The following is an 18,333-nucleotide window of genomic DNA, read 5'->3' on the forward strand; positions in this document are numbered from 1 at the left end:
GCTAAATAATCAGTTTATTCTTTAGTTAGATAAACCGATTATTTAGCACATTATCGTTATGCTAGAGGCTGGGTTGATATTGGCTACATAGCTAGTAAAGTAAATGCGCCACTGAAGTAATCACCACCAAACTGATCAGAGTACGAAGAATAAAAATCATAAACAGCTCTAACACATTAAGCTTGATGTTTGATTTCAAAATCAGCGCGCCCACTTCAGACATGTAAATAATCTGAGTAATAGAACATGCACCAACGATGAATCTTGTCATCTCACTCTCAATACTTTTACCGACCAAGGCTGGCAAATACATATCCGCAAAGCCCATAATCATCGCTGGAGCCGCCTCTGCTGCCTCTGGAATCTGTAACAAATCCAGCAATGGCACTAACGGTGCAGACAACCATTTAAACACAGGCGTGTACTCGGCTAAGCCCAGACCAATCGTACCAATTGCGAAAATCACGGGGATTAGCCCAAAATAGATATCGAATAAATTTTTTACACTACGTTTGAACACTTGACCCAGACTTGGCATTGAGTGCGCGCGCGTCACAGCACGATTGACCGCCCATTGGTAGGTCGTGTACTGAGCAGGAATCCCTTCATCGAGCATGCTTTTTCCAGAATGATAGGTGTCAGGCTTTAAGGAAAGTGGCGGTATACGTGGCATAATAATCGCGGCGATAAAGCCTGTTAAAGCAATGGTCAGATAAAAATAAACAAAGTTATCATCCACGCCGATGGTTTTGGCGACGACGTAAGTAAAAGCGATAGAAGTCACCGAAAAAGTCGTCGCGATAATCGCCGCTTCACGCTGGCTATAGTAGCTTTTATCATACTCCTGCATGGTCACCAGTAGACCGATAGAAGCCGCGCCAAACCAAGAGGACATCGCATCTACCGCTGAGCGTCCTGGCAACTTAAACAGTTTGACAAATATTTTGCTCGCCAGTGTGCCCAAAAACTCCATCAAACCAAAATCTGTCAAAAACGGCAACGATAAAATGGCGAAGAAAAACAAAGGAATCAAAATCGGAATCAAATCTTCAAAAATAACGCCGCCGGTATTACGGTTAATAATAAACTCAGGGCCGACTTGCAGATAAATCATCCAGACAAACACCATCCCTAGCAATCGGGCGGTGAGCCAAAACCAATCAACATCGAAGAGTTTTTTGACCATAGAGTCTTCATGTAGGTTGGGCTTTAACACCTTCACAGCCAGCGCCCCAAGAAAGGATGTCGTCACGATTGCCATTGCCACATAAACGACAGAACCGCCCAACAAAGCTTGCAAAGCGTCCGTTAACACACCCAATAAAATCGTAACCTTTCCGTCCCATTGAAACGGTATTATAAATAGTGCAATGCCCAATGCTGAAAACAATAAAAACTTCCACATTGACGCATGCCACTGCTCTCCTTGCGGTGTTTCTGAATCGACAACATCGTTTCCTAATATCGGTTGCTGCGACTTATCGAGATAATTCGTCATTTAATTCCTCCTTGATGGGCGACGATCGCCAATTTTTCCATTTTGCTGTCTGACCAATGCCTGGATTTAGCGAATTGGTCGGATCTAGTTTTTTATAAAAAGTATGTAGTGCAGGTTTTGCGGTATAGACATGACCCACGTTGTGTTCAGCAGGGTACTCTATACGACGTCGATCATAAAACGCCAACAGCTCATCCTTGAATTTTTTTGCATCCACTTCAGGGTATAACAGATAATCTTGATGCATGACATGGCAAAAAAAATGTCCCAAATAAAAGGTTTTACTGACCTGCTTTTGTAAGTTAATAGGTAGCACTTCATCCCAATCTACAGCATTCCGTGGTAAGGCAATGTCGGTAGATAATAGCGCGCCAAACCTTGTGTGGTTAAGATTGTGATAACGAAACATGGCAGCGGTTGCCGCACTACGAAACACCAATAATGCTTGGGATTCTGCTGCTGTACAAAGATGTACGACGCCTTGATGCTGCTGCATATGAGACTGTAGAAATACTTGAGCGGCGGCAATATGACCATGACTGCCGCTATTATTGCCATTGCTATTATCATCGTCCGTATTATTGCCATCCGCAACTTTGATGATTAAATGATAACGATAGGAGCACGCCTGCTTCGCCAAAGAATTGGGTAATGACGGCGGCATGAAAACACCAGTCATTTGTAGCATCCGATCTGGTAACGTCTGAGGCAGTCGCCATTTATCCAAATAATAGCCAATCTTGGCTTGTAACCGATACAGCGCTCCTATCTTACTGGCTGGCAGTTTTCGCATACTCAAGCAAGTATCACGGCCATAGCGCATGGTAATATCGTTGTAATCTTGATGCATATATTCTGCCAAAATAGGCAGGTTTAGCTCGCTTTTTAACCACTCTTGCCTGAGTGTGGTTAAAGTATCGGCGTCATTGGTCGAGATATAAAACGTTTGCTCTTGCGTCGGTTTGGCAAATGTCGCGACTCGAACCGCAAAGACGATGACTTTGCCTGCTGAACCAGAGGCTTCATATAATCCGTTAGGGTCATTATTAAATCTAGCAGGTGTGTCTGCCACGCAATCGCGCACCTTGTGTTGATAATGGTGGTTTGTACAGGACTTACTGTTGGCACTCTCTGGATTTTTATTGAACGTGCCAGTTTGTAAGTTTCTAAGCATCTCTTCTGGATCTGCACCTAAATCAATGCCCAAGTGATTGATTAATTCAAACTCACCCATGGCATTACGTTTGGCAAATAGCGACATCTCGGTATACGCCGGACCACGCTGCACCAACATACCGCCAGAGCTGTTGCAAATACCGCCAATCACTGAAGCACCAACACAACTAGAGCCCAGTACTGAATGCGGCTCACGCCCTAACGGCGCAAGCTCAGACTCCAACTGCTGGAGGCTAGCCGCTGGCAAGGCAACCAGCTCTGCTGCATCATTGAGCAGATGAACACCGCCCAATCGTTGCATAGAAATCACGACGACTGCTCGATCGTACTCTCCGTACGGTGTCGAGCCTCCGGTCAACCCTGTGTTAGCAGCCTGTGCAATAATAATCGCATCAGCCGCCGCACAGAGATTAATGACGCGCCATAGTGCCACAAGAGAGTCTGGTATCACAACTGCCGCGACAGCATCGGTGATAGAAGCAATCGCCCCTTGTGTATACGACTGCTGCTGGCTGGGTTTGGTCAATACATTGGTCGCGCCAACAACGGCGGATAAATCCGTTAATAAGCTTGCCAGCGAGGTACTCAAGCGACCAGACGAGCGGTTAGCATGTGGCATCATAGACGTTCTTCCTTGAGCGACCAGCCTTTATTATGCTTAGTGTTGGTATAGTTGGTTCAATATAATTTAGATACAAGGAAGGCGAGTGAAAGTACTACAAATAGTAGACTAAGCGAGCCTGACACCGTATCTGATTTATATAGGATTAACTATATTGTTAGCTAAAGCAGGTGAACGTTTTACCCATTTCAATCAAAAAGTCATCGGTTTCATCAACTTCATAGATGATGGGTTGCTTGCCCTTGATATCTTCTTTTAGAGCGTCGAGCAATTGCTGTTTGGCTGTGATTCTGCGATAACCTGCACCAAGTCCTGCTGCCAGCGGCTCAAAGTTCGGCGTCTTAATATTAACCCCGATTAGTGGCAATCCACCCTCTTCCATATAACGACGAATTTCGCCATAGCCTTGGTTGTTCCACAGCAGCACAATCAATGGCAGCTCAAGCTCGGCGGCGCAGATAAGTTCTGCAATCGTAAACTGAATACCGCCGTCGCCAATCAAGCTGACCACTGGACTGTTGGAACCAATCATGGCACCAATGGCAGCAGGCAAACCATAACCTAACGTGCCAAACCCTGTTGACGAGTTAAACCATCGACGCGTCGCCAATGCCTCAAAACCAAGATTGCCGCTATAGACAGGCTGCGTTGAATCACCAACGAAGATGACGTCTTTTACTTCATCTCGAATCAATTGAAGTAGCGCATTTTGCCCAGCAAAGTCTGGTGTCATTCCCTCTAATAGTGCTTGTTTTGCCTCGTTTACTCGTGATGCCGCTTGATGATTTAACGCCTGACCCTCTAAGCGTTTGCAGAGACCACTTACCGCCATTTGCGCATCGGACAATACCGCGATATCGGCTCTAAAAGGACGCTGTAATTGCTGGGCATCGCAATCGATACGAATCAGCGTGCCATTGATTTTAAACTCGCCATTAAAGAACACATCATAATCAGTCTCACCCAGCTCAGTACCAATCGCCAATACCCAATCAGCCTCAGCAATAACGGCGCGACCTGCCTCTAATGACTGATTGCTACCCAAACTTAATGGGTGGCTAGGTGGCAGCAAACCTTTGGCATTGATGGTCAGAAATGTCGGTGCATCTATCAGCTCTGCCAGTTTTTGCGCATCATGATCGACATCGACGCAGCCACCGCCATAAAGTATCACTGGATTTTTTGCCGCTTTTAGAGATTCAACGATCAAATCTAATTGGATAGGATTGGGCAGCGGTCTCATTACTTGAGGTAACGTTAAACCATGTGCATCAGTTGAATTTTTTACAAATTTATTTAAATAATTAGAGGGCTTTGCGACATGGCTGGCATCTGTGGTAATCACATCAATGGGCAACTGGATATGCACTGGCCCTGGACGTGCGCCATTAAATAATGCAAACGCTTCAGCGATGACCTTGGGTAGCGATTCAGGCTGCCAGATAGTTTTGCTCATGAGTGCAACCTTACTGACCATGCCTTGCTGATCGTGTAATTCATGCAAGTGCCCTTCACCGCTGCCCGTATCTTTCACTTTATTAACACTAGAAATCACTAGCATCGGGATGGAGTCAGCCAATGCTTGTGCCATAGCCGTCATGATGTTGGTCATACCGGGGCCTGTAATAATAAAGCAAACCCCCACTTTACCAGACGCGCGATAATAGCCATCAGCCATAAACCCCGCACCTTGTTCATGACGCGGTGTCACGTGGCGAATGTTGGTGTTTGGCAGACCACGATATAGCTCGACCGTATGCACACCCGGAATACCAAATACGGTCTCTACCCCATAATACTCTAGCCACTGTACGAGCAGCTCACCACATGTCAGAGACGGCGTGGCGGGCGCTGAAGAAGATGTTTGAAGCGTTTGCGTCATGAGTTAATCATCCTAAAAAGTTCAATCGCGTTTAAATAAGTTGTTCAGTGTCAAACCCAAGCTGCCCTTTAATCCCTTATAAAAAGCAGCTTAATAAAAGCAGTTTGCGATTACAAATCATTCTTAATACACCGCCTTTACCTTATCGTCATAGCGCACACCCGGTAAGATACATAACATCTCAAATAGCAAGTTTGCCGCCAATACAGAGGTGTTACCAAAGGGGTCGTAAGGAGGAGACACTTCTACTAAATCGCCACCCACCACATCAAGTCCGCGCATACCGCGAATGATTTCTATCGCTTGCGTTGAGGTCAAGCCGCCGATTTCAGCAGTGCCCGTACCCGGTGCAAACGCAGGATCAATACCATCGATATCGAAACTTAAATAGACAGGGCCATCACCGAGCTTTTCGCGTACTTCTGCCATCAATGGTGTCAGCGACTTGTACCAGCATTCCTCGGCAGGTACCACACGAAAGCCTTGCTGGGTTGACCAATCAAACTCTTCGGCGCTATAGCCTGTACCACGTAAGCCAATCTGTACCACACGGTTGCCATCGATTAAGTTTTCTTCAACAGCGCGGCGGAACGGTGTACCATGAGCGATTTTTTCGCCAAACATCTCATCGTTGATATCTGCATGCGCATCGATATGCACCATGCCGACAGGGCCATGTTTTTTGGCAAGCGCACGTAAGATAGGCAAGGCAATGGTATGATCGCCGCCCAAAGTCAATGGGATAGCCCCATGATTCACGATTTTATCAGTATAGAATTTTTCGATGATATCAATGCTTTTTAGCAAGTTGAAAGTATTGATAGGCACGTCGCCGATATCAGCAACTTGTAAAGACTCAAAAGGCGCTGCACGAGTGGCGACATTATAGGGACGAATCATGCGTGATTCATCACGAATTTGTCGTGGACCCAATCGCGCACCGCTACGGTTTGACGCACCGATATCTAAAGGCACACCCACAAACGCCACATCTAACCCTTCTGCATCAGCTTGAGTCGGCAAGCGCATCATAGAAGCAAAGCCGCCAAATCTTGGCATATCGTTGCCGCTTAATGGTTGATTGAATTTCATAAATCACATCCTTGTTTCAGTTTGTTTAAAATAGGCAATTTTTTATATGCTTTGACAATACCTAAATATTTGAAGTCAGACCATGGTAAAATTTAGAAGTAAACTTCTGATTTTTCGTAGTAATTTAGATTTAACCGTTATTATCAGAAGTTTGATATAAATTTGATGTTAGAAAAGTGATAAATAGAAGATGCGTTTTGATGGGCATCAGAGGTACTGAGGAATAATGACCGATGCTAGATGAATTGATAAAAATAGACATCAAAACCTTGCGTAGCTTTATGGCAATCGTAGAATGTCAGGGCGTGACAGCCGCACAGTCTCGCTTAAATGTGACGACCTCTGTCATTAGTGGTCATTTGACCCATTTAGAAGATCGCTTAGGCATGACGCTTTGTCATCGCGGACGCGCGGGTTTTAAGCTCACAGAAGATGGTGCAGCAGTATATGAAGCTTGCTTGAGTTTTACCGAAGCGGTTGCCAGTTTTCAGCATCAACTGCACTATATTCGCCAATTGGATTCGGTGCGTGGCGGTCATATCCGACTGTGTCTCATTGACCAGATGCCGACGTTTTTTTATGATGCCTTGCGCCAATGTTTGGCTGCTAGCTATCGTGACAATCCCCTTATCCACTTTTCTATCGATGTGCAAAGCCCTGAAAGCATGCTAGAGAAGCTGCTAAGCAATGAGAGTGATATTGGTGTGGGATATTTTGGCAGTTTTCCACCACTACTCACTTTTCAGCCAGCATTTATTGAAAAGCAAGTGGTGTGCTGTGGGCGCGAGCATCGACTGTTTTATGAAGCAGAAGGGTTAACTTTTGAGGATTTGGAACAAAACTATCCATGGATAAAACGAGGCTATATTACCGATTTGAGTATCAATCATGTCCGCCCAAAAACCTTGAGTGCCACCACTTATCATATGGAGGCAACTGCGCAGCTCATTCTGGCGGGTCACCATATTGGTTACTTGCCTAATGATTTAGCCAAGCGTTATGAAGAAATGGGGCTGATGAAAATACTACTGCCCAATGAGGCCAGTTACGAGGTCAAGCATCATTGGGCTTATCGAGAAAACTTACACAAACAAGTCGCCGAGTTCTTAAGTCAAATGACGCGTCTTTTGTGAATAATAACGGCAAATAGCTACCCTGCTGTTAATCACTCTAGATGCTTTAAACCAATCGTTCTAAGCTTTCCTTTGTTATCCACTTCTTTTATGACCAACGACCATTCGTCATTGATGTCGACCGTATCACCCGATACTGGCTTTATTTCTAAGCTATCATTGATATATTCAGCGACCGTTTGATCCCACATGCTTTTGGCGCTGTCCTCAGATTTGGATTTGAGTTTATCGACCAGCGACTCAGACGCCATAATACCGGTAAAAAACGGCAAATCTCCAAGCTTCACACTTGGGGATAGCAGCCAATCGCCATAGAAGTCATCCATGGCTTTATGGTCAAGGGTCGTATCGTTGAAAATCTTAGCAATTTGGGTGGCGTGGTTTCCTGTCATCGCATACCACACCCTATCACCGCATTTGAGCTTGGTGTTTTCATCAACAACGATTATATGCTGCCTGCGTACCAAGGCAAAGACACTGATTTCATCAGGGTTTATGCGCTTAGAGATGGCCATTGGATGACGATCAATCGCAAATGCCCCTGACTTTACTTCAAACTCATATAAAGTAATGCTTGCTTTGTCAGATACCCAAACCTCATGCTCTTCTTCTGGATCTTTATTACTAGGAATACGCACTTTAAATAAATTTGCCATAAAAGGAATGGTCGTGCCTTGTAAAATCAAAGACAAAACCACCACGCCAAAAGCAATATCAAACAACATAAAAGCGCCATCTATTCCCGCCATCACCGGTAATATGGCAAGCGTAATAGGAACCGCGCCGCGCAGACCTACCCAAGAAATAAAGCCGATTTCTCTGTCTTTAAATTTAAAGGGTTTCACACTGGTATAGACCGCAATAGGGCGAGCAATAAAAATCATAAAAGCAGCAATCGCGACGGAGTAATACCAAACATCAATTACATGCGATGGCGTCACCAATAACCCTAGTACCACAAATAATACCGCTTGTGACAACCACGCAAAGCTATCCATCACCCGCATCACATGCTCAGTTGAGCGCACTTTATGGTTGCCAATTAGCACACCGGTGAGATAAATTGCCAAAAATCCACTGCCACCAATCAGATTGGTTGCGGCAAAAACGGCCAAGCCCGCAGACATGATCAAAATGGCATACATACCTTCTGCCAAGTGTATTTTTGGTAATAGCCTTGCCAATAAATAACCAAACAGTAAGCCCATGCCCAAACCAAAGCCAAGCTGCTGTAATAGCAGCCCTAAAAATCCCAGTACCGTCTGTCCAGCGGGATCAACATTTAAAGCGATTAATCCTGTCACCAGCAAAATAGCCAAAGGATCGTTCGCGCCCGATTCTAGCTCCAGTGTGGCTTGCACACGATCGTTGAGCTTGACGCCGCCATTACGCAATAGCGAAAATACCGCTGCTGCATCGGTTGAACCGACAATGGCCGCCATCAACAAACCAAGTCGCCAATCGACATCGAGTAGCCAAGTGACGAATACACCCAGTATCATTACCGTCGCAAGTACGCCCCAAGTGGCTAAGGTAATAGCAGGCTTAAGACCGACTCGAAATGACTTAAAAGACGTGCGTAGCCCACCATCTAACAAGATACAAGCAAGTGCCGCCTGCCCAACGAAATTAGCAAGCCCGTATTGGGCGAACTCGATACCTAAAATACCATCTTCGCCTGCCAACATCCCTACGATCAAAAACAACAGCAATAGCGGAACGCCTAAGCGCGCCGATAACGTACTTGCCATAATACTGGCGAAAATTAACAATGCCCCTACGAGATAGATGATATTTAAGGTATCCATCTTTTTTTAAGCCCTATTTTTATAAATTGTAATGAATGGAGTTATCGCGATCATTCTAATTTTAGTTTGCTACAGGTAGCACCATAAAATCGCTCTTAAGAATAACATCTACGACCGAATCTATAAAAATTATCTGTAGAAATATGTACCGAATTTTATATATACCTTTGATATATTGCCCTTTGACAGAGTTTACGTTTTTTTCTAACCACAACTAAGCCTGAATGTACTGCCATGTAAGGACCAAAATCGCTGCGGCTATTGTCCAAGCGACAACGCCGAACAGTAATGCCTTATATAAGCTGACGTAACCGATGCTAAAAAATACCACAAAGGTATAAATAAGGTGCGGTATGACACCGAGCATACTAAATATTAATGCGACTTTTAAATCAGCGGGGCTACGCTCAGTACCAACAATAAAGTGACTGATTAATGTAAATGTGGGGAACAATGGCGCGAGTGCTGCCAAATAAAAAAATCTGGTTTGCGCGAATAATTGAATCGCCAATACCATTAGAGCACCAATAAGCATTTTTAACCAAATCACGACGGGGTCATCTCCTATGGAATGATAAGGGCTGGAAATAGCCCAATCCACCATGATACTAAAGTCTGCAAACCGACATAAGAGTAATAGCTGATTAATTAATCTATATGATAAAAAAGTGCAAAAAGCCCCATCTAGCAATGGTGCTAAATGGGGCTATTCATTTTTATGAAGCGAGTTTTTTATTAATCACTCAATCGTTTTTTGGCTTCAGTGCGGCACTGATATCGGCGAGTAGTGGCGGGATATCATGCTTATCAGCGATGACCTCCAACATAACCAACTTGTCTTTTACAGCCGCTGCTTGCGTAAGAGCTGCTTTTAACTCGCCTGCTGTTTCTGCTTTTAGCAGCAGACTATTATCATCGGTAGCACCAAAAGCTTTTGGCATCATCTGCCAGTTACACTTAGGAATGTCATTATAGCGCTGGTTTTCACCATGAATCGCCCGCTCCACGGTATAGCCATCATTATTAATCAGTACAATCACTGGATTGATATGCTCTTGAATCATCACCGCGATTTCTTGAATGGTCAACAAAGCTGAGCCATCACCAATCAATAAGACACTGCGCTTGTTTGGCGATGCAATAGCCGCACCCAAACTTGCCGGTAGCGTATAACCAATCGAACCCCACATTGGTTGTCCATAACAAGTCACGCCTTCTGGTAAACGCACATCACTGATGCCAAAATACGCCGTTCCCTGTTCTGCAAACACCAAATTATTATGGTCTAGATGATCGGCAATGATATGCCATAGATCATCTTGAAGAATAGACTCGCTGTCCTTACCCTGTTGCTCATGCGGCTTGACTTCTTTACAGAACCGCTTTGGCACGATATTAACATCTGAGGTCAAGACTTCATGTAGCGTTTTTAGGGCGTCTTTTAGGGCGATGGGCGCAAAGTTTTTGCCAGCAATGCTCGCGCGCTCATAATGCAAATCAACCACCGCATTTTCATCAATATCTTGGCTAAATCCTGCGGTGGTCGTATCGGTATATTGCACACCGATTTTTATTAAGCACTCACAGTTTTCGACTGCATCCTTGACCACGGGACGTGATGCCACGCCAGCATAAGTCCCTGCCCAGCGCTCACTATTCTCGTCAAGCAAAGTTTTACCCCATGACAACGTCGTATAAGGAATATCTGTATCAGCGATAAGTGCTTTAAGCTGATTTTGTAGTCCCAAACGATGCACCATCAAATCTGCCATCAGCGTCGTGGTTTTGTTTGGCAGAAACTCTATGAGCGCTTGTTTAAAATCTGCCAATGCTGCTTGACTGGTGATGTCTTCTTGGCTATCAACAAGCTTTGTAGTCGGTGGATAAATAGGTTGACGAGCAACGTCAGGCGATAGTAACAGATAGCCCGGGCGATGTTTTTTAAGAATTAAGCGAATCACACGGTCGATTTCTGAGGCAGCATTTTCAGGGGTAAGCTGCGCTCGTGCTACCGTGACCGGCTCTACCATTTTAATAAAATGATTGAACACGCCATCACCAAGTGAGTGATGGATGCGGCGCTTTGAATCTTGTAGAGCCGTACTTGGCGCGCCCACGATATGAAGCACTGGTGCATACTCAGCAAAAGAGCCTGCGGTCGCGTTAATCGCTGACAATTCTCCCACTCCAAAGGTCGTCACCATCGCCGCAAAGCCGCGCTCACGTGCATAGCCGTCAGCTGCGTAACCTGCATTTAACTCATTGGTGTTACCCACCCAGCGCAGCTTATCAGAGGCGATAATATTGTCTAAAAAAGTTAAGTTGAAATCACCAGGTACGCCAAATATCTCTGATGCGCCTGCTTCTGCGACACGATCAAACAAATAATCAGCGATGGTATATTGTTGACTCATAGTACTTATCCTTAAGTGTTATCTTTATAAATCATGAAAATGATTAATATGGTTAAAGTCATTATAAAACTTTATTCCAGCCTATTTATAGAAAGCAAAGCTTTTGGAATATAGATTACAACAATCTGTTATATCACAGATGAAGGCTAGGATAATATGCCAATTTACTATCTTTTACTTTTTTTCATACTAACTGTTGACACGTTCAAAAAACTGCGTATAATACGCCTTCATCAACTGACGATAGTTAATTGATAATTAGCGGGAATAGCTCAGTGGTAGAGCATAACCTTGCCAAGGTTGGGGTCGAGAGTTCGAATCTCTTTTCCCGCTCCAAATACTTAAAAAGCCTCACTTAACAGTGAGGCTTTTTTTTGTCCGATTTTTAAGGGCTGTAGCGTTTTTCAGCATGAGCTATTCAGTCTAATTGCTAAGTTTATCTAACATATTAAAAGCTCAAAAATCAGCACCGTGACCAAAACGTGACCATTTCGTGCCCATGCTATAAATACTGATTCTATAACTGACCCCAACTTATTATTCTTATCTTTATAAAAAACCATCCTAAGAAAATATTTCTTAGCATGGTTTTTATTTTTTCACTGCTTTTGCAAATTAAGCTCATTGCGTGACCAAAACGTGACCAAATCATGAAAAAGGAATTATTAATAATAACCCCAACCTTAATTTCACACCTTGAAACGCCTTATATATATCGCTCTGCCACTTATTTCTCTGCGCATATTTTTCAATTTTGTAGATCCTCAAGACTCTTCATTATCTTTATTATTTGGCTTATAAATAAATAAGTCACCCACCTGCACATCTAAAAACTCACATAACTGGTCGATGGTATTGAAGTCAATTCTTGATGACTCTTCATTGTATAACTTATGAAGGGTTGATTTACTCATACCTGTTGCTCTTACAACATCTGCTACACGCAACTTTTTCTCTGCCAAAATTACAGGAAGTTTAGACACAATCATAATTAATACCTCTTTTCGGGTAAAAATGCTTTACATTGAGGTAAAAAGATAATATAGTACACAAATCGGTTACTAATTACCTCTAAGCAGGTAAATAACAGCTGATACTTCAAAGGTGCATTTTTAAGGCTGATAAAATAATTTCTATTCTATCACTTAATGCAATGACTTAATAACTGAAAAGAGGTAAACACTATGAGCAATACTTATTTAACAACTGATGAGTTAGCCGAACGCATCAAGTACGACGCACGTACTATCCGCAATCAAATGAAAGACACCGTTTTGATTGAAAACATCCATTACATTCGTCCTTTCGGCGGTCGCAAGATTTTGTACGTATGGGAGCGTATCGAAGAGGATATGTGTAAGCCAGTTATGAGCGCCATCAACGGTATGGCACTTCAGTAATAAAAGGAGAATTACTATGGCTACTATGCGAGGACGGTTTGGCAAGCTGGTCGTAGACTTCCGCTACTTAGGTAAGCGCTGTCGAGAGAAAACCAGTTTAGAAGACAATCCAGCTAATCGTAAAAAATTAGCGCAAGTCTTGAAAAAAATGGAAGCTGAAATAACCCTAGGTATCTTTGATTACGCTACTTACTTCCCAAAGAGTGAACGAGCGCAGGAAATGAATGCACTGGCTGATAGAGCGGAAGCTTGTATCAGTCGCAATCCTACCTTTAGGCAGTTTTCAGAGATTTGGTATGAGGAGAAGAAGATTGAATGGCGGCCAAGCTATCGGCAAAAAATAAAGATTATTCTTGATAAGTACTTGTTGCCTGAGTTTGGTGGTAAAGCAGTACATGCCATAAAAAAACCAGACTTGCTGACCTTCCGTAGCTCTCTCGCCAAAGTTCGTTACGGTAAAGATGGTCAGTCAAGTCTGTCAGTAGCACGAATCAATCAGATCATGATACTTCTTCGTATGATACTAGAAGAAGCGTCTGATCGCCATGAGTTTGAGATGCCTTATAAAAATATTAAGAATCTTAAGCAAGCTCGTCCGGATGTAAATCCGTTTACATTGAGTGAGGTATGGCTGATTTTAAAGCATGTCCGTGCTGACTATAAGCCCTACTACACCATTCGCTTCTTTACCGGGATGCGTACCAGTGAGATTGATGGGCTTAAGTGGGACTGTATTAATTTTGATCGCCGTGAGATCAGTATCCGTGGTGCATTAGTAAATGGTGAGATGGGTCCAACGAAGACGTTAGGCTCGCAACGTGATATTGCGATGTCACAGTTGGTCTATGACGCCCTACTAGAGCAGAAGGCACGCACCTTTGGTAAGTCAGAGTTTGTGTTTTGCAATTCACAGGGCAATCCGATGGAATACCGCAATGTGAATAGACGGGTATGGAAGCCTACACTTGCCCTGCTCGGCCTGAAACATCGGCGTGCTTATCAGACTCGGCACACGGCAGCGACACTTTGGCTCGCTGCTGGTGAGAATCCTGAGTGGATTGCTCGGCAGATGGGTCACAGTAGTACAGAGATGCTGTTTCGGGTGTATAGCCGTTATGTGCCTGATATCACCCGTCAAGATGGCTCAGCGATGGATAATCTGCTACTGGCGAGCAAGGAGAAGCTAACCAGCGCATCGAATAGCTCTGAAGCTGATGTACTGATTGCTAATGCACAAACAGACAAGGAGACGTCACAATGACAATTATCAATTATGAAGAGCTGTTTGCTAAACTTAAACCTGACGGTGCAATCAGTGCAGATGCGAACCTTATTGCTAATGCATTGATGCGTGAGTTGTATATTTCATCGGGTTATAACCTAGCACGCTTCTTGGAAGTGAAGCACTGCTTTAATAACGATATGGCGATGCGGGTATGGGTACAGAAGCGCTTGGATGCGAATCTTGACTATGTGATTGAAGATATACGTTGTCAGCTTCAGAGCGAGCTTTATGAGCTACTACCGCAGTCTGGCTATGGCGGCTACTGAGGAGAATGTGATGAGTGTAAAACTTCAGCCTAATATGACGCAGAATGCGCGAGATCTAAGAATCTGTGAAGATTACTGGGCATATGATAACGAAAGTGACTATATTGCTCATATAGAGACCGTCTGTGAGAAGTATAAAATAAGCCCACAAGTACTGTTCGAGACAATCGGTGAGTGTTTTGCTTATTTAGATGATGTGCTTTGTGAGTACTGCGGCTATGTTTGTCCCTTACAAATACCAGCAGACATTCCGTATATGCGCTCAAAAGACAGTTGGTGCTGTGAGGTATGTGAGCATGCTGTATGGCGGGAGCATAATCATAGATAAGTTGTTCAAGATTTTAAAGCCAGGCAGCTTGGGCTGCCTGGCTTTTTCGTATGCAATATATTTTCTCTTAAATATAGTCCAAATTTAGTGTGCCACTACATATGCTTTTTGAGATAGTATAACCCCTTATAAGCTGTCCAATTTTATTATACCACTACACATTAGACCCTGTATCAGCATGAAAAACGTCCATTACACCAATGAAGTAGAGAAATTTTTTAATTATTCGTCATAGTATATATCAATATAATTAAAACAGTCATGTGAATAATTTGGATTGGAACAAAAGCAAGTGCGTATTGAAAACCACCCGTAATTGCCGCATTAATTGATTTAGAAATTGCATGTGTCGCTAAACCCAATAATAAGGCGAGCAATAAAATAGGGTTAGTTGGGTTCCCTTGCATGACTACGGCAGCCATTGCTGCATGCACCTCAAACATAGAACTCAGTACGGTTCCTGCAATAAGACCGGCGTCACCCAGCCATAAACTTAAACCATAAACAACTACTTGAATAATAGTAAGTGAAACTACAATGATACCTGCCTCTTTTAGACTAAACATCGGTGTATCAGCTAACTTAGCTTTCTCTTCGGATCGAGTTTTTCTCATCAGCCATATCCCAGGAATAATTAACATTATAATGGCAATAATAGAGGGGAATAATAAGATTTTAAGCCAACTAAAACTTACACCTGCAACAATAATAAGAAGTTGCACCACTGTTGCGACACAGGATATAAGCGCAGCTCCAGCATTTTCTTTTGCATCTGCACGACCCTGACGAACTTCTATTCCAAGGCTTGCAATCGTGGCCGTACTTGAGACAAATCCTGATGCTAAAGCAGATAAAAACATGGCGTGGCGTGATGGTAGAAGCCTCTTTGCCATATGTGCTAGTGCTTGAATGGCTAAAATCAATGTCAACAATTTTAAAATAATATAAGGATTTAGTACTGAACCCCAAAGATCCCTATCGGGAGTTAAAGGAAGTGCAATTAAAAGTAAGGCCAGTAAAAAGATACCATCTTTGAATTCACGCTCAGTAATCCATTTAACCGCTACTCCATGCATTGAATGCTTTGTCACTAGAAGGAAAGTAAGGACGACGGTAAGTGCCGCTGCATAAGGAATATGCCATAAACATAGTCCACCTATAAAATAGGTGAGTATAAAAGCAAGTTCAGTGGTGACACCTGGATCTTCAATTTGTTTATGAATAGAGATGATACTTATACCACCTATTATCAATGCCCCTATGAGTCCGAAATAAAAACCGAAAGAAAAACAAATTGCCCCTAATAGAGAGCAAATTGCAAAAGATCTAATACCTGCAAAGCTGTGTTGATTCTCACGTTGTTTGCTACGCTCTCTTTCTAGACCAATGAGTAGTCCACAACCTAGCGCTGCAGTAGATGCAGTAATTAAGTTTTGGACAGATTCAATCGTAAATGTATTCTCTATTATGAAATTCATCTCACTCTCTATGACCCCTGCTGTCAAATCCGTACAGTTGAACTTGGGAGATTTTGATTACGCAGCATGACGATAAAAATCAAACCACACCTGTCTTGGCGACCTATATCTCAACAGAACCAGTCGTTTTACTCTTTAAACCTGTTAATAGACCACTTAAAATAGACTGCTTTAATGGAAACACTTATAACAGACTGCCACAGTACTATCAAAGACTCAGCACACTGACACAATACAATAGCCTTCATTCGCTTTATTATGCCAGTTAGATAAGGTTTCCATGGCTATCTTAACTGCTTTGCAGTCGCTAAGATATTGCCATTGTTCTCTAGAATTTTTTCAGCATAGCTCAATCTCGCTTTTGACAAATAATAAGCCGCTTGCTATCATAAAAAAACATCGTGGGTTTACCGCTACTTCCAGCGCGATGAAAAATAAAGACTGGTAAAACGCACAACTCCTTTTTGCTCTGTAAGGTGACTGTGTCGTTTCAATTTGACACAGACAGAGCAACAGGAGATTTCTTTATGACTACTTCTAGTCAATTAGCTGCAACCTTTATACTTCTTAATCATTGTCCTCATACTCAGCTACTGAGTCTTATGAGCGCTTTCTGTTATTCCGCTTTTTTAAGCAAATCCTCCAAACCGCTTCATAAACCTTTATCAGTCTCAGTCACTGTTATACCAAGCTCTGTTAAGAATATGGCTTACCTTGGTTTTATTACTGTGCCCAACTGTTCTGCAGTTTGACACATAACAATAAAACCAGATAAAAATTTGAATGCATTCACCTCATTTAACCATCATTATTTAACAGGCATTAAAAGGTAACCTTATGACAGTATATAGCGATAAAACCAACCAAAATGACAATACAAATATCAATCAAGATACGCACGTTGAAGACTGGATGATAGAGATATGGGACTGGATTGACAACCATAATATAGCAGGCCGCTCTGACAGCAGCGTCCCTCGTGAACCTGAAGCGTTGCGCCAGTTAGAGCGACTGGATTTAGGATATGGAAAATCAACGAGTTATAGTTATATTGATAATAAGTCAGTATTACAAAGCGAAAGTGAGTCCACTAAGCCATTACCTAGCGCTATCGGCCATTTAAAAAATCTAAAGTATCTTAGACTCAGAGGTTTTAATGAGCTGCCAGAAGAGATTGCTCAACTAGAGAACTTAGAGACGCTGGTGTATATGAACTGCGATTTCACTGAATTCCCAAAGGTACTGTGTAAGTTAAAGAACCTTAAATCGCTTAAGATTTTTTCAAAGAGCTTGGAGAGGTTTCCTGATGAGCTCGGTAATCTATCATCGCTTACCCATTTTGATATGAGAGGATCGAAAGTTCATGAGTTACCAGATGCTATTGGCAATCTAAGCAAACTCACAATTATTGAGCTATATGCCAATGAATATTTGAAGGTTTTGCCTGAGAGTATCGGAAATCTAACAAACCTTGAAAAATTAGAAGTACGTGCTTCTGATTTTCAAGTCCTGCCAAGTTCTATAGGCAATCTAAGTCAATTAAAAAGTCTTGGGCTTTATCACAATGGTCTACAAAGTCTGCCTGATAGTGTTACCAATCTCAAAGCATTAGAACAACTGGATGTTAGTGAGCCTATTCTCTCGGGTGTATCAGAAACTGTCAGTCGATTTTTGGGTAGTATTGGTGGTAAGGTGACTTAGACGATGTTGTATGTGAATGCTGCGGTTATGCTTGTCAGATTGAAGTACCTGAAAACATTCTTCATATGTGCAAAAAAGATAGTTAGTTATGCGCAATATGTGAGTATGCTTTGTGACAGACGGATGAATAAAACAAATTAGTATTGACCGTCAAAAAAGCCAGACAGATTAAGTTGTCCGGCTTTTTTGTGGGCAGCACTTCTTCTCTTAAACACAGTCCAAAATTAGTGTGCTACCAAAACCTTCGCTA

General features: G+C 42.8%; 15 protein-coding genes, 1 tRNA gene and 1 pseudogene. 7 read left to right on the top strand and 10 right to left on the bottom strand.

The features are described from left to right. Nucleotides 1–91 precede the first annotated feature (91 nt). From JMW85_RS08845 to speB, 4 genes are all read right to left on the bottom strand, one after another. On the bottom strand, nucleotides 92–1,498 hold the full coding sequence (locus tag JMW85_RS08845; RefSeq protein WP_201581497.1) for a YjiH family protein: 1,407 nt from the start codon (nucleotides 1,496–1,498) through the stop codon (nucleotides 92–94). Beyond that, a complete protein-coding gene (gene dld, locus JMW85_RS08850; RefSeq protein ID WP_201581498.1) occupies nucleotides 1,479–3,296 on the bottom strand; it encodes a D-lactate dehydrogenase in 1,818 nt (605 codons plus the stop codon). The genes JMW85_RS08845 and dld overlap by 20 nt, the downstream gene beginning before the upstream one ends. A 157-nt stretch (nucleotides 3,297–3,453) precedes the next feature. Continuing rightward, nucleotides 3,454–5,178 carry a 5-guanidino-2-oxopentanoate decarboxylase gene (locus JMW85_RS08855; protein ID WP_201581499.1) on the bottom strand — a complete coding sequence of 575 codons (1,725 nt, stop codon included), beginning with the start codon at nucleotides 5,176–5,178 and terminating at the stop codon, nucleotides 3,454–3,456. Nucleotides 5,179–5,301: 123 nt separating this feature from the next. Then, on the bottom strand, nucleotides 5,302–6,270 hold the full coding sequence (gene speB, locus JMW85_RS08860) for an agmatinase (protein WP_055125012.1): 969 nt from the start codon (nucleotides 6,268–6,270) through the stop codon (nucleotides 5,302–5,304). Nucleotides 6,271–6,503: 233 nt separating this feature from the next. Between speB and JMW85_RS08865 the strand changes: the two genes are divergently transcribed. Next, nucleotides 6,504–7,403, top strand: a complete 900-nt coding sequence (locus tag JMW85_RS08865) for a LysR family transcriptional regulator (protein ID WP_201581500.1) — start codon at nucleotides 6,504–6,506, stop codon at nucleotides 7,401–7,403. A 32-nt stretch (nucleotides 7,404–7,435) separates the two neighbouring features. On the opposite strand, the gene JMW85_RS08870 is transcribed toward JMW85_RS08865, so the two are convergent. The 3 genes from JMW85_RS08870 to JMW85_RS08880 form a co-directional block, all read right to left on the bottom strand. After that, the gene (locus JMW85_RS08870) at nucleotides 7,436–9,211 is read right to left on the bottom strand and encodes a potassium/proton antiporter (RefSeq protein WP_201581501.1); all 1,776 of its coding nucleotides are present in this window, start codon (nucleotides 9,209–9,211) and stop codon (nucleotides 7,436–7,438) included. Nucleotides 9,212–9,425: 214 nt separating this feature from the next. After that, the gene (locus tag JMW85_RS08875) at nucleotides 9,426–9,761 is read right to left on the bottom strand and encodes a GlpM family protein (RefSeq protein WP_227676529.1); all 336 of its coding nucleotides are present in this window, start codon (nucleotides 9,759–9,761) and stop codon (nucleotides 9,426–9,428) included. Between the two features lie 193 nt (nucleotides 9,762–9,954). Continuing rightward, nucleotides 9,955–11,625 (bottom strand): alpha-keto acid decarboxylase family protein, encoded by a 1,671-nt coding sequence (locus JMW85_RS08880; protein WP_201581502.1) that lies wholly within the window; start codon nucleotides 11,623–11,625, stop codon nucleotides 9,955–9,957. Nucleotides 11,626–11,886: 261 nt separating this feature from the next. Between JMW85_RS08880 and JMW85_RS08885 the strand changes: the two genes are divergently transcribed. Continuing rightward, nucleotides 11,887–11,961, top strand: a tRNA-Gly gene (locus tag JMW85_RS08885). A gap of 428 nt (nucleotides 11,962–12,389) precedes the next feature. On the opposite strand, the gene JMW85_RS08890 is transcribed toward JMW85_RS08885, so the two are convergent. Then, the gene (locus JMW85_RS08890) at nucleotides 12,390–12,614 is read right to left on the bottom strand and encodes a helix-turn-helix domain-containing protein (RefSeq protein ID WP_105245245.1); all 225 of its coding nucleotides are present in this window, start codon (nucleotides 12,612–12,614) and stop codon (nucleotides 12,390–12,392) included. 195 nt (nucleotides 12,615–12,809) lie between these two features. Between JMW85_RS08890 and JMW85_RS08895 the strand changes: the two genes are divergently transcribed. From JMW85_RS08895 to JMW85_RS08910, 4 genes are read left to right on the top strand one after another with little or no spacing between them, the layout of a single operon-like run. Then, the gene (locus tag JMW85_RS08895; RefSeq protein WP_011513303.1) at nucleotides 12,810–13,025 is read left to right on the top strand and encodes a hypothetical protein; all 216 of its coding nucleotides are present in this window, start codon (nucleotides 12,810–12,812) and stop codon (nucleotides 13,023–13,025) included. Between the two features lie 16 nt (nucleotides 13,026–13,041). After that, nucleotides 13,042–14,286, top strand: coding sequence for a site-specific integrase (locus tag JMW85_RS08900; RefSeq protein ID WP_201581503.1), 1,245 nt, complete (start codon nucleotides 13,042–13,044; stop codon nucleotides 14,284–14,286). Then, complete coding sequence (locus JMW85_RS08905) at nucleotides 14,283–14,576, top strand: hypothetical protein (RefSeq protein WP_201581504.1); 294 nt, start codon at nucleotides 14,283–14,285, stop codon at nucleotides 14,574–14,576. Before JMW85_RS08900 ends, JMW85_RS08905 begins: the two co-directional genes overlap by 4 nt. Nucleotides 14,577–14,586: 10 nt before the next feature. Next, nucleotides 14,587–14,904, top strand: coding sequence for a hypothetical protein (locus JMW85_RS08910; protein ID WP_227681750.1), 318 nt, complete (start codon nucleotides 14,587–14,589; stop codon nucleotides 14,902–14,904). Nucleotides 14,905–15,122: 218 nt separating this feature from the next. Here JMW85_RS08910 and JMW85_RS08915 read toward each other — a convergent pair whose 3' ends face one another. Beyond that, nucleotides 15,123–16,382 (bottom strand): MgtC/SapB family protein, encoded by a 1,260-nt coding sequence (locus JMW85_RS08915; RefSeq protein WP_201581505.1) that lies wholly within the window; start codon nucleotides 16,380–16,382, stop codon nucleotides 15,123–15,125. Nucleotides 16,383–16,622: 240 nt separating this feature from the next. Next, nucleotides 16,623–16,750 (bottom strand): annotated as a pseudogene (locus tag JMW85_RS08920) (IS3-like element ISPssp1 family transposase); the annotation flags it as partial. Nucleotides 16,751–17,219: 469 nt separating this feature from the next. Here JMW85_RS08920 and JMW85_RS08925 point away from each other — a divergent pair. Further along, entirely contained in the window at nucleotides 17,220–18,083 is an 864-nt protein-coding gene (locus JMW85_RS08925) for a leucine-rich repeat domain-containing protein (protein WP_201581506.1), read from the top strand. Nucleotides 18,084–18,333 lie beyond the last annotated feature (250 nt).

It is taken from the genome of Psychrobacter glacincola, from assembly GCF_904846075.1.
Lineage (GTDB): Bacteria > Pseudomonadota > Gammaproteobacteria > Pseudomonadales > Moraxellaceae > Psychrobacter > Psychrobacter glacincola_C.